This window comes from Bifidobacterium lemurum (assembly GCF_014898175.1).
GTDB lineage: Bacteria > Actinomycetota > Actinomycetes > Actinomycetales > Bifidobacteriaceae > Bifidobacterium > Bifidobacterium lemurum.
The window spans coordinates 1,153,331-1,166,342 of sequence record NZ_CP062948.1; the positions used below are offsets into that span (position 1 = coordinate 1,153,331).

A 13,012-nucleotide genomic window follows, 5' to 3' on the forward strand; every position below is an offset into this window, starting at 1 on the left:
GGGCGCGTCCTCCGACCAGGCGGCGGCGCAAGCCCAAGCCCCACGCGGCCAAATCCCCCGCGAAGCCAAGCCCGACGGGCCGGCCTCGCGAGGAACGGCCCGACGCGCAGTCCCGCGCCGCCGCCCGGTTCCAACACATCGAGAGAATTATCAAGAGGAGCATTATCATGACGGACGCAACCGTCGGCACCGCAACGCACGCGGACGCCTCCCCCAAACAACCGGGCAAGCTGAGCCTTGCCTTGAACAAGCGATTCCACTTCCTTGACCGCGGCTCGAACCTGCGCACCGAAATCGGCGCCGGCTTCGGCTCGTTCAGCATCGCCGTCTGCGCGCTGCTGCTCAACACGCAGGTGATCGGTGCCTCCTACGGCAACTACGCCGGCCCGTACCTCGCGTTGGCCGTGGTCTCCTTCCTCGGCACGGTCCTGCTGGGCGTGCTGTGCAACCTGCCGCTCGTGCAGTCGGCGAACATGGGCCTGAGCACCGTGCTCATCTCCATGATCACCGCGAACGAGGGGCTCACCTACTCCAACGTGCTGGCCATCACCTTCGTGGCCGCGGTCATCTACCTGGCGATCGCCGCGACCCCGGCCCGCCGCCTGTTCACCGACCTGCTGCCGGAGAGCGTGCGCAAGGCGCTGCCGGTCGGCATCGGCATCTACATCATGATGACGGCGCTGCGCAGCTCCGGCATGATCACCGACGAGGGCCAGCTCACCGACACCACCACTCTGGGCTCGCTGCAGACCTACTACCTGTGGCTGATGGCCGCCGGCGTGCTCGTCTACGTGCTGTACCTGTCGTTCCGCCACCGTTGCGCCCTCACCAAAACCTACTGGCTGCTCATCGCCGCGATGTGGGTCGGCGGCATCCTGTTCTTCCTGGATTCGTTCATCGGCGGACAGACCGCCACGACGCTCGTCTACGAGCGCGTGAACACGGTGGTCGCCACCGACGGCGCCTCCCCGTACAACATCGTCACGGGCGTCCAGTCGCTCGACCTCGGCGCGCTGTTCACCAGCGGCTTCGACTTCAGCGGCTTCACGGCCAAGGGCGGCAACGTGCCGCTGGTGTTCGTCCAAGGCGTGCTCAGCTTCCTGCTGATCGGCATGTACACGAATATGGGCACCACGTCCGCCGCGGCGCAGGCCGGCGGCTTCGAGATCGACGAGCGCGTCTCCTCCCGCGTGCATCTCATCGGCGCCGCGCTCAACGTCGTCGCTCCGGTGCTGGGCGCCTCCCCCACCTCGGTGGGCGCGGAATCCTCCGTGGGCTCGCGTGACGGCGCCAAGTCCGGCCTGAGCTCCCTGGTGGCCGCGCTGGGCTACTTCGTGTCGATGTTCGCCTGGGTGTTCGTGCTGCTCACCGCCACGAAGACCAACGGCGTGGGCATGTGGATCTCGGAGACCGAGACCAAGCTCGCCGCCTACGTGCAGGACGGCTTCGTCTTCGCCGACTTCATCATGGTGCTGGTGGGCGTCTCGATGCTCAAGGGCGTGCGTGACGTCGCGGCCTCCAAGCTCGAGGAGAGCCTGCCGTTCCTGGTGGCCGTCGCGGGCATCGCGGTGGCCGGCAACATCGCGCTGGGCGTCGCCTTCGGCGTCGTCTCACACATCATCGCCATGCTGGTGTGCAAGCGCGGCAAGGAGCTCACCCCGGCCACGCTCGGCCTCGGCGCTCTGCTGCTGGTCTACGGCGTGTTCGCGCTGATCTGAGACTTACCCCTCCCTCCTCCTCCAATAACACGGTGGGGCCGTTCCGGTGTTCGGAACGGCCCCGCCGCTTTCGTGTCGCCGCCGCGCAACACCGCGTCAAATCTCGTCGAATCTCGTCAAGCGAACCTCGTCATACCTCGTCAAGCCTCATCAGGCCTCGTCAAACGAACTTCGTCTTATCTCGTCTTATCTCGTCATACCGCGTCAAATCTCGTCAAGCGAACCTCGTCATATCTCGTCATACTGCGCAATACCGCGTCATATCTCGTCAAGCCTCGTCATACCTCGTCAGGCGAACCGCGCCGATAACTCCTCGGTGCGGTCCCTGCCTGAAAAATAACGAGAATGGGTGTTCTTCACGGTCTCCAAGGAATCGGATCCGATGACGACGATCTCCCAATCGGTGCCGATTTACCTATATCGCGTTTGAATCCGGGATCATTGCAGGCATCGTAGTATCCTTCTGGTCCTCCGTACACTTTCACCACCCGATCGCCATTGCGACGGTTGTAACGGGTGAGAACTCCTACCGTGCGCCACTTCCTCCTTCGATTCAATCTGCGTTAGCGGTAGTGGAAATGAGAGGCTGCAAAGGTCGATCTGCGTTAGCGGTAGTGGGGGTTTGGCGTTATCCCGTGTAAGGTTGTTGGAATACCGGGCCAGATACATGGCGTATCGCCCAAACCCCACTACCGCTAACGCAGATCGACCTTTGCAAGACCATAAATCCACTACCGCTAACGCAGATAGGCTTGTTTACGCGATATCATCAATGTCGTCGTTGCCGCTATGACCCCCGTAGTTGTTGCGGCCCGCAAAGTCGTCAAAGCTACCGTAGCCGCTATAGTCATCGTGTCCGCCGAGTCCGCCACATTCCTCGATATTCTCAAGGCGGGCGTGTCCGTCATGATTGTCGTGTTCTCCGTGATTGTCGCGACTGTCGTTGACGGCCCCTGTGTCGAGACCGTCGCTCTCGTCGTAGTGATTTTCCGCTTCAAGGTTATCCCCCTCATCAAAACCGTCGCGCGCATCAAGGCTATCCTCCGGTTCATCTCCCGCGCCTAAATTCACCTTCCGGCCAGGCGCCGCCAAGAGTTCCTCCTCCATTCCCAGCCTTTCCCATAGCGGCCGCATCCGCGTTCGTCGTCCGTCGCACAGCTGCCGTATGGATTGACGCTCGGTCACAGGAACAACCACTCCCGTCTGCCGTTCGATGCTCTTCGCAACACGTTGCGCCAGTTTTTCTTCGGCTTCGTCGTCGCCAAGGTTGAGCTTGGTGATCTGCGAATAATCCCACCCTTCGTCTTCGATGAGCTGCTGTCTGGTTACGTCGGCCAGCCACTGCTCGGCGTGGTGCGCGCCCTCGTATTCGAGAGCCACGCGAAATTCCGGATAGGCCATATCGATGAACAGGGTTTTCCCGTTCTTCGGGTTGCGTATGGGATGGTTGAATTCCGGGTGGTCGAGCCCGTATCTCATTAGCGCGATGCTTGCCCGGGATTCCTGCGACGAGTCCGACCCCTCGCGCATGAGCCGTATCGCTCGCCGGCAGTTGCGCATGCCGCGAAAACCGCGTCTGCCCGCGTTTTCCGGCTGCCCCAGCCATTCGTCCACGCTGTCGAGGTACGAGATGAAGTCTGAAATAGACGCGCGCCGCAGCCTTCTGTCTCGTCGCATCATCGCATCGCCCAGCACGATGAGCTCCTCCAAGGTGATGATGGTTGACATCATGGCCCATGTGCACGCTGGTGAGGTGCATGCGAATTTGCGTTCGACGGTGGTGGTATCCAGTGGCCAGGGCCACGTCACGAACGATAGGTTGGCCGCCCGGAATCTGGTGTTGTGCGCCCGCGCCACGACGTAAAGTCTGTCGGCGCGTTGCACGCCCCGCGGCATCAGGGGTTTCTCCACGGCGAGTAGTTCCAGCGCGGTCGTCAGTGCGTAGACATACTGGGCTGATACGCGTTCCTGTATGTCTGCGCAGGCTTGCATGCGCTGATGCTTGAGTTCCGTCAGACCGGTGAGCGACAGTGATCGTTGGTTCATGCCACGACCCTATGGCGAACCGTGTCCCCGCGTCCACTGCCTCTACGCAAATTGTGGATAAGTGGATAACTTCGGGGTGGAGCGTCGCGCGATAAGACCCCTACCGCCAATCATCCTGGTTCGCTCAGCTCGTTGTGCCCGTGGCCATCCCGATCGGAACGCGTTCCTCACATCATTGCGAGCGGAGTAAACGAGGCAAACATCCTGCATCCTGTGAACCGTGTTTTGCGAACCGTGTTCCGTCATGCCTGCCTCGCATTCCGTCGAACCAACTGCCCGCGCTCGAGTCCATACCCGAGCGCGAGGGCGGTGCGTCAGTACTTCATGCCCATGGCTTCGCGCACCTCGTCGAGCGTGGCCTCGGCCACCTCGTTGGCACGCTTGTTGCCGTCCGTGAGCACGTCGCGGATGTAGTCCATGTCCTTGGCGAGTTCGGCGCGGCGCTCGCGATGCGGGGCGAGGAACTCGTTCACGGATTCGGTCACGTACGCCTTGAGTGCGCCGGCGCCCGCCGCGCCGATCTCGTCGGCGATCTCCTTGGGATCGCGCCCGGTGACCAGGCCCGCCGTGGTGAGCAGGGCGGAGACCTGCGGACGGCCCGTCGGGTCGAAGGTGATGGTGCGTTCGGAATCGGTGGGGCTCTTCTTGATGAGCTTGGCCGTCTCTTCGGCGGTGGCGCCCAGCATGATGGAGTTGCCGTAGGACTTGCTCATCTTGCGCCCGTCAAGGCCGGGGATCTCCGGCGCTTCGGACAGGATCGCCGCCGGCTCCGGGAACACGGGGTTCTTCTTCGCGTAGCGCTCGTTGAAGCGGCGGGCGATGGTGCGCGTGATTTCGATATGCGGCAGGTTGTCCTTGCCGATCGGCACCACGTTCGCCTTGCAGAAGAGGATGTCGCACGCCTGATGCACCGGATAGGTGAGCAGCAGTCCGGTCAGCGCGTGCCCGGAGGCCTCCATCTCGGCCTTCACGGTGGGATTGCGGTGCAGCTCGGCCTCGGTGACCAGCGAGAGGAACGGCAGCATGAGCTGGTTTTCGGCCGGCACGGCGGAGTGCGCGTAGATCATGGTCTGCTTGGGGTCGATGCCGGCGGCCATGTAGTCGAGCACGAGGTTGAGCACGTTGTCTTGGATGTGTTCGGTGGTGTCGCGGTCGGTGATCACCTGGTAGTCCGCGATGATGATGTTGGAATGCACGCCTTTGTTCTGCATGGCCACGCGCTGCTGGATGGAGCCGAAGTAGTGGCCCAGATGCAGGCGTCCGGTCGGGCGGTCGCCGGTGAGCATGGTGAATTTGCCGGGTTCGGCCTCCAGCTTGGCCAGCGTGGCGTCGGACCGCTTCTTCGCCGCCAGGAAGCTGGCGCTCATCTCGTTGCCCGCGGCGGTCAGCTGGGTGTCCTGAGTCTGGGTGTCCTGGATGTCGTCCGTCATCGTCCGTCCCTTCAAGGCCATGAAGTGTGTCAAAACCGTGCAAAATACGCTTTTAAGAGTAAATATGCGAGCCGACAAGCGCACCGGACGCAACAAGTGGTACGCTTCTGTGTGATGAATTGATAGCAAGCATTACTCGCAGGGGGTCAGATGGGCCGCGGACGTCAGAAAGCCAAGCAACAGAAAATTGCTCGTAAGCTCAAGTATCTGACTACCGACACTGATTACGACGAGCTTGCCAAGGAGCTGAGCGAACAGGAGCCGGGCACCGGTTCCACCGATCCGTTCGCCGATGTCGCCGATATCGATGATATTGCCGGTGTCGCCGACCCGTACGCCGACGTTGCGGCTGACGGGCCAGCCGCCGCCGTCGCCGATCCGGTCGAATCCGCTCCTGAGGCGCCGGTTGCCGTCGGGGATGATTTGGACGAATACGCCAAGTGGGCCGCCGAGGCCGCCGCCAAGGCGACCAGCGGCGAGATGCCCGAGGTGAAGGCGAAGGCCGTTCCCAAGCCTCGTCCGATTCCGATGCCCATGCCCAGCGCCCTCAAAGCCAAGAAGTAGGGCCGCGCCAGTTTCCCGGCCACGCACGCGTAGGGTCGATCACCCTGACGGGCATCCTCGGCGCGCGACATGGTTCCCGGCCCCGCACGCGTAGACTCGGCTGGTCCGGTGTGCGGTTCGCTCGCCGGTTAGGTTATAGCCGGTTGGTTATAGGGGGAGCAGGTCGCTGAGGTCGTCGCGCTCGCCGACCGCGCTGATATGGCCGGCCTGTTTTTCCTCGCTCCAAGTGGTGATGCCGGCGGCCAGTCGCAGCCACACGTCCGGATCCAGTTCGATGACGTCCGGTGGGGTGAGGTTGTGCGGGTCGGAGGCCGGGCCGTCCAGGATTTTGATCGCGCCCCATGGTGCCACACGTACTTCCACGCCGGGCCCGGGCGCTTTGCGTTCCAGCAGGTGCAGGGTGTATCGCACCGCCATCGCCATAATCGGCCGCGGCAACGCCGGTGTCACGGCCAGCCGCCTGAGGCTGCCGGGTTGGTCGGACCGCTCGGTGACGGCGGATTCATTTGATCGTCCGGCCATGTCGGTTGCGCGGGATCCGTTCGATTCGCCGTGGTTGTCGATTGTTCCGCTGGGGTCCTTGGATGCTCCGCTGGGATTGCCGGATGTCCCGCCAATCTCCGTTTCCGTCGCTTCCGCCGCTGCTTCCGCTTCGGCCGCCTCGCGCCACGCGCGCCATGCGTCACGTCCTTTGCCGAGGTCTTGTTCGCGTATCACTGCCATGTTCCCATTGTCCCTTGCCCTGCGACCACCCTTCCGCTGCTGGTTGCCGTCGCGCGTGAAGTGCGCGACCTTGCTTGGAATGATGATGAGGAGGACCGCACCGGCCTCCGCTCGAGGCATCGTAGGCGGCGGCCGCTTGAGATTGCGTCAATTCCTTATGTTGAGAAACAACGTCTCCGCGCGGCGTGTCAGGCCAACAACGTTGTGATCGGGATGTTCCAACGTGGTCAGGTATTGGACAATGTCCGTCAGTGACTGCTTCCCAAGCTCACGCTGTTCTTCGGTTATGGAGTCGGCCGCCAGCTTGCTCTCGGCAAGTCTGCGCAATTCCGTTGCGTTCCTTGTTGCGTCTGTCGGATTGAGGCACTTGTGAGCGACATCCGCCCCGTTACGATCGACGACCTTCACTTCGTCCAGCAAACCGGAGGCAATCAAACATTCCAAGGTGTCGGGAATCTGCTGAACGACCTGATCATGGTAGGCGGGATCGCTCCATCGCCCGATGCCATAATCGCGCAACTGCTGCACGTATCGCTCTAAAATCCCAAGCAAGGACACCGGTGCTGGAACGGCCACAAAAACAAGGGATTCGCGGTAACCGGCCTGACGAAATGAGTGCAAAGTGTCCATATTGGCTTTCGGGTGGGCGAAAGTCGTCTCCACCACCACGCTGACATGGCGGTCGCGCAAATGATCAAGGCTCATTCTCACCCATGCGCTGGATGCCTGCGAGGTCAATTCCGGCATGCGCAGCGGTGCTTCGTCGAGTATGCGTGAATAGTCAGGATGGTATACACGAAGATCATCCCCATTCACCTCGACTGCGTCGAGATGGCTTTTGCAAATCCGTTGTATGGCACGAGTTTTGCCGGCTCCTGGCTGGGCTCCGACCATGTATAACGTTGGAGAGTCCGAAGGCTCAGCTGGGTATGACGGCAGAATGAACTCGTGAAAGATGGCGCGAATTCGGTCATCGTCCAACAAGGTCGCAATCACAGCATTTGCTCCTGCGTTTGTTTCGCAGGTCGGGCCATGGCGCTGGTGGCCATGTGGCCACGCGCCATCTGTGCGCCGTTGATGCGGAAGTTTCGCATGTTGGCTGCGCGGGAGGCGAACTCCGCCGTCTTCGCCTCCACGTCTTTGCGACTATCGGCGTCGGTCATCGCTATCTCTTGGCGTACCCCACGGATGGCGTCGAGCAGGGCGTTACGCATTACCATGTCGTCGGTGCGGTTCGCCAAATATGTGTATTCTCCGACCAGACGATTTGCGCTTTCGCGCATCGCGTCATAAATCATCGGGTTGTAGTTTTCTGGTTGAGCCATCGCGCACCTCCTAGACTCAAGTATCCTCCACCCTTCAAACAAAGTCTAGGTAAGCGCTTTCGAGATCCGGGGTCGATGCCGTGCTCGCTCTTGCTGCTCTTGGTTGTGCTACGCGTTTCTTTCGTCATGTTCCGCTCAGAGTGGAGAGTGGAAGGCGATCGATTTGGCTCGACATGTCACGGAGATGCTGCCCCTCCGGATGGCGCTGGGGTTGCCGAGGCGTGTCCAAGTTGTGGACTGTTCGCGTGTCGCGTTGTGAGATGGTTACCGTGTGAGATCCGGCTCTGCCATGGATATCTGAAACCGCGTGATCTTGCCATTGTGAGCGCCAACACCACTGTTAAAGACCGTATGGTAACGAGTGCACGGCCCGCATCGCTTGAAAAACACTGGATTGCCACCCTCCAATTACCGGCTACAATAAACCATTGTTGACAACGTATGCATAACCCAAAACGAATGTATACAGCCAAAACACGAAAAGTTCACGCCGGCGTGGATGCGGGTAACCAGCCCTCGTCATACTATTGACGGGAAACACACCGGACGAACCGGAAGGAAAGTCAGATTATGACCGAAATCACCGCACCGAAATCTCCCGTGTCGGCAGAGCAGTTCGCCGATGAGATTCGCGAACAGCTCAAGTATGGTCAGGGCGTCACCGTCGAGCAGGCCACCCCGGCCGACGTCTACGTCGCGGCCTCGCAGGCCGTGCGCCGCCATCTGATGGATTCGTGGATGCAGACCCAGGCCGACATGGTCAACGGCACCACCAAGGCCGTCGGCTACCTGTCCGCCGAGTTCCTGATGGGCAAGCAGCTGCGCAACGCCCTGCTCAACGCGGGCCTCACCGAGCAGTTCGACACCGCCGTCGAATCGCTGGGATTCAACTACCAAGACGTGATCGACGCCGAGCACGAGCCGGGCCTGGGCAACGGCGGCCTGGGTCGTCTCGCCGCCTGCTTCATCGACTCGCTCGCCTCGCTGGGCGTGCCCGCGTTCGGCTACGGCATCCAATACAAGTACGGCATCTTCGAGCAGGCCTTCGACAAGGACGGAAAGCAGATCGAAAAGCCCGACTACTGGCTGACCAACGAGGAGCCGTGGGGCCATATCGACTACAACCGCTCGCAGAAGGTCTCCTTCGGCGGCGAGGTCGTCGAAGAGGGCGGCAAGAAGGTGTGGAAGCCGGCCTGGTCCGTGCGCGCGGTGCCGGTCGACTACATGGTGCCGGGTTATGCTTCGGGTCGTGTGAACACGCTGCGTCTGTGGAGCGCGAAGTCCTACGATGAGTTCGATCTGCTCACCTTCAACCGCAGCGAGTACCTCGACGCCGTCCGCCCGCAGGTCGCCGCCGAGAACATCTCCAAGATCCTCTACCCGGAGGATTCCACCCCGCAGGGCAAGGCGCTGCGGCTCGAGCAGCAGTACTTCTTCGTGGCCGCGTCCATCCACGATGCGATCCGCGTGTTCTACCCCGGCCAGGAGAACCCCGACCTGACCACCTTCCCGAGCAAGATCTGCTTCCAGCTCAACGACACCCATCCGGTGATCGGCATCCCCGAGCTGATGCGCGTGCTGATCGACGAGTATGGCTATGACTGGGACACCGCCTGGGGCATCACCACCAAGACCTTCAACTACACCTGCCACACGCTGCTGCCCGAGGCGCTGGAGGTTTGGCCGGCCAGCCTGATCGGCGAGCTGCTGCCCCGCCATCTCGAGATCATCAAGCAGATCAACGAGCAGTTCGAGGCCGAGCTCACCTCCAAGCATGTGGATTCCGACACCATCAAGGACATGGCGATCCACACCGGCGACTCCGTGCGCATGGCCTACCTCGCCACGTACGGCGGCTCGCACGTCAACGGCGTGGCCGAACTGCACTCGCAGCTGCTCAAGGACGTCACGCTGAAGAACTTCTCCGACGTGTACCCGGACAAGTTCACCAACGTGACCAATGGCGTGACCCCGCGCCGCTTCATCAAGCTCGCCAACCCGCGCCTGTCCGACCTGATCACCGAGGGTCTCGGCACCGACAAGTGGCTGAGCGACCTGGAGCTGCTCAAGGGCCTGGAGCCGCTGGCGGCCGATGACGAGTTCGTCAAGAAGTTCGCCGCCGTCAAGCAGGCCAACAAGGTCGACTTCTCCAACTACGCCAAGCGCGAGTACGGTTTCGACATCGACCCGGACACCATGGTCAACACCATGGTCAAGCGTCTGCACGAGTACAAGCGCCAGGCGCTGAAGATCCTCGCTCTGATCGCCCGCTACGCGGACATCAAGAACGGCAACATGTCCGCCGACGAGGTCATGCCGCGCACCGTGGTCTTCGGCGCGAAGGCCGCCCCCGGCTACTATCTGGCCAAGATGACCATCCAGCTGATCAACAACGTGGCCCGCGTGGTCAACAACGATCCGGACGTCAAGGGCAAGCTCAGCGTGTACTTCCCGTGGAACTACAACGTGCGCCTCGCCCAGCACCTGATCCCCGCCACCGACCTCGACGAGCAGATCTCGCAGGCCGGCAAGGAGGCCTCGGGCACCGGCAACATGAAGTTCGCCCTCAACGGCGCGCTCACCGTCGGCACCCTCGACGGCGCGAACGTGGAGATTCGCGAACGCGTCGGCGCTGAGAACTTCTTCCTCTTCGGCATGACCGTCGACGAGGTGGACGCCCTCTACGCCTCCGGCTACAGCCCCGCCGCCTTCTACGAGGCCGATCCGCGCCTCAAGCAGGCCATCGACATGGTCTCCGACGGCACCTTCTCGAACGGCGACCGCAACGCCTTCGCGCCGCTGGTGGCCGACTGGCTGACCAAGGACTGGTTCATGACGCTGGCCGACTTCCACGCCTACACCGAGATCCAGGCCGATATCGAAGCCCTGTACGCCCAGCCGCTCGAGTGGCACCGCAAGGCCATCCTCAACGTCGCCAACTCCGGCTACTTCAGCTCGGACCGCTCGATGGAGGACTACCTGGAGCGAATCTGGGAGACGGGTCCGCTCGCCTGACGGCTCTCGGGCAGTATATCTGCCTCGCGGCTGTCGCCGCTCGGCGTCGCCTACGGACAGCCCACTGGGCTGTCCGCTTGACGGCGCCGCGCTCAAGTGATGACGGAGCGTCCTCGTCGTTGCGGAGGGTTCGACGTATGCCAATACGCCTTCACCCTCCGCGCCTAGAGGCCGCACGCGTCATCACTTTCGCTCCGCTCGCCTGACGGCTGATACCATAGTTCCGTAAAAAGTGTTGCTGACGAATTGTCAGTGACGCTTTTACACGGCGAAAAGGGGACTTCCGTAATTTGTTTCACTGACAAAAGCTCAGTGAAACAAATTACGGAAGTCCCCTTTTCGTTCGGCTCCGTTCCATCCGGCCGACGCGAAAGCCCGTCCATGCCGTCCGTTTCCCTCCCGCATTCGTCCGTCCGTTCACCCGTCTCGCCCGGCCTATGCCCGCGGCGAGGCGTTTTTCGTTTTATGCGCTACACTTGCGCGGTGTGGGATTGACAGAGCCTTGATGCTTGCGTGTTTCGTATGGTCAAGGTGGTGTTGTCATGCTGTTCTTCGGTCGAAAAGACCGCGGCTCCACGCACCGTTCCGTTGAGGGCGGTGCGCCGGGCGTAGATGCCATGCCGGATGAGTCCCCCGTCACGGAGACCGTTGCTCCGGTTCGTTCCGCTGATTCCGTGCCGTCCGTCGTGCCTGTGGAGCCCGTCGTGCCTGTGGAGCCCGTCGCCCCCGTCGAGGCTGAGGAGCGGGAGGCGGAGCTTTCGGATTTTGATGAGTCGGTCGAGGATGCCGCCGAATCCGTTGGGGCCGATGGGGCTGATGGGCCGTTGGTGAATTTGGCGGTGGTGTTGGGCAGGAAGGCGGCCGAGGCGCGGGCTGCGGAGTTGGCCGCGAGGCGGGCCGCCGCCGAGGGTGATTCCGCCGACGCCGACGCTGCCTCTGATGCCGTCGATTCCGGTTCCGTCGGCGTTGGTTTCGTCGGCGTTGGTTCCGTTGGGGGCGCCGCTGCCGCCGGGAATCCCGTCAACCCCGCGAGGCCCGTCAAGGATCCCGTCAACCCCGCGAGGCCCGTGAAACCTCTTTCCGCGCGTGCCCGCCGCCGTCTTCCCGCCGCTGTCGCCGCGCTGCCGCACGCCCCTCTGGTATGGTCCTGGTCCGACTATGAGGCCGTCTGCGCCGAAGACCGTCGCCGCGCCGGCCGCGCGCAAAAACGCAGCGCCGCGTGGCTTGCGATCGCTTTGATTCTGATTTCCACCTCCCTGTTCATCGGCCTGCGCCCCTTTGCCCTTCAGGCCTATAACACCTTGGATTCCGCCTATGGCGCCCGCGCTTTCGACGAGGAGGTGGCGCAGTGGCCTTCCGAGGAGCAGAAGGCCGCGCTTGAGGCCGCGGAGGCGTATAACGCCGAGTTGGCCGCCTCTCCGCAGACCGAGTTGGGCGAGGGCTCGGACCCCTTCGGCGACGATCCCGATATGAGCCGCTCCCAAAGCGACGATCGGTACCAAAGCCTTCTGTCCCTCAATGGCTCCGGCGCGATGGCCACGATTGAGATTCCGAGCATCTCCGTCTATCTCACAATCGCCCATGGCACGTCGGATGATGTGTTGACCAACCGCGCAGGCCACCTCTACGGCACGAGCCTGCCTGTGGGCGGCGAGTCCACGAATTCGGTGATCGCCGCGCACCGTGGTCTGCCGGATAAGCTGATGTTCACGCGTGTGGATGAGTTGCGTTCGGGCGATGTGATGTATGTCCACGTGTTGGGTGAGACGTTGGGTTATAAGGTTTTCGACGTGCAGATCACGGATCCGGATGATACGACGTATCTGACGGTGGAACCGGGTCGGGATCTGCTCACGCTGTTCACGTGCACGCCGTATGGGGTGAATACGCAGCGTCTGATCATCCGTGCGGAGCGTGCGGTGATTCCGGATATGATTCCGGACTCGTCTGATGCGCCGGGTGATCCGGTATTGGTCGGATTGTTGGTGTTTTTCATGCTGGTGGTGCCCGCGTTGGTTGTTCTGCGTGTGTGGCGATGGTTCCGTGAGCGGCATTTGCGCCCGTATCCGCATCCGCATCATGCGGCCGAGCTGTGGTTCGGCACCCGTCGGCCCTCCGCTAAGGGGAGGATGGCAGGTCGGGGGAAGCCTTGATTCTCCATGTATTCAAAAGGAGGGCATAAAGGGTGTTT

9 protein-coding genes are annotated in these 13,012 nt (G+C 62.1%); 4 read left to right on the plus strand and 5 right to left on the minus strand.

The window, feature by feature from the left end:
* Nucleotides 1-167: 167 nt before the first annotated feature.
* Nucleotides 168-1,718 (plus strand): hypothetical protein, encoded by a 1,551-nt coding sequence (locus BL8807_RS04295; RefSeq protein ID WP_072724360.1) that lies wholly within the window; start codon nt 168-170, stop codon nt 1,716-1,718.
* A gap of 756 nt (nt 1,719-2,474) precedes the next feature.
* On the opposite strand, the gene BL8807_RS04300 is transcribed toward BL8807_RS04295, so the two are convergent.
* Together BL8807_RS04300 and trpS are read right to left on the minus strand one after the other, a co-directional pair.
* Nucleotides 2,475-3,764 (minus strand): hypothetical protein, encoded by a 1,290-nt coding sequence (locus tag BL8807_RS04300; RefSeq protein ID WP_193057497.1) that lies wholly within the window; start codon nt 3,762-3,764, stop codon nt 2,475-2,477.
* Between the two features lie 314 nt (nt 3,765-4,078).
* A complete protein-coding gene (gene trpS / locus BL8807_RS04305) occupies nt 4,079-5,194 on the minus strand; it encodes a tryptophan--tRNA ligase (protein ID WP_072724357.1) in 1,116 nt (371 codons plus the stop codon).
* 150 nt (nt 5,195-5,344) lie between these two features.
* Here trpS and BL8807_RS04310 point away from each other — a divergent pair, with 150 nt between their 5' ends.
* Nucleotides 5,345-5,758 carry a DUF3073 domain-containing protein gene (locus BL8807_RS04310; RefSeq protein WP_072724355.1) on the plus strand — a complete coding sequence of 138 codons (414 nt, stop codon included), beginning with the start codon at nt 5,345-5,347 and terminating at the stop codon, nt 5,756-5,758.
* Nucleotides 5,759-5,905: 147 nt separating this feature from the next.
* Here BL8807_RS04310 and BL8807_RS04315 read toward each other — a convergent pair whose 3' ends face one another.
* From BL8807_RS04315 to BL8807_RS04325, 3 genes are all read right to left on the minus strand, one after another.
* The gene (locus tag BL8807_RS04315) at nt 5,906-6,280 is read right to left on the minus strand and encodes a sterol carrier family protein (RefSeq protein ID WP_072724489.1); all 375 of its coding nucleotides are present in this window, start codon (nt 6,278-6,280) and stop codon (nt 5,906-5,908) included.
* Nucleotides 6,281-6,628: 348 nt separating this feature from the next.
* Nucleotides 6,629-7,477 (minus strand): zeta toxin family protein, encoded by an 849-nt coding sequence (locus BL8807_RS04320; RefSeq protein WP_072724353.1) that lies wholly within the window; start codon nt 7,475-7,477, stop codon nt 6,629-6,631.
* Nucleotides 7,474-7,806: a hypothetical protein gene (locus BL8807_RS04325; RefSeq protein WP_072724352.1), complete on the minus strand. Its 333-nt coding sequence runs from the start codon at nt 7,804-7,806 to the stop codon at nt 7,474-7,476. The genes BL8807_RS04320 and BL8807_RS04325 overlap by 4 nt, the downstream gene beginning before the upstream one ends.
* Nucleotides 7,807-8,376: 570 nt before the next feature.
* Here BL8807_RS04325 and BL8807_RS04330 point away from each other — a divergent pair.
* Together BL8807_RS04330 and BL8807_RS04335 are read left to right on the plus strand one after the other, a co-directional pair.
* On the plus strand, nt 8,377-10,821 hold the full coding sequence (locus BL8807_RS04330; RefSeq protein WP_072724350.1) for a glycogen/starch/alpha-glucan phosphorylase: 2,445 nt from the start codon (nt 8,377-8,379) through the stop codon (nt 10,819-10,821).
* A gap of 542 nt (nt 10,822-11,363) precedes the next feature.
* Nucleotides 11,364-12,974: a class C sortase gene (locus BL8807_RS04335; protein WP_072724343.1), complete on the plus strand. Its 1,611-nt coding sequence runs from the start codon at nt 11,364-11,366 to the stop codon at nt 12,972-12,974.
* Nucleotides 12,975-13,012 lie beyond the last annotated feature (38 nt).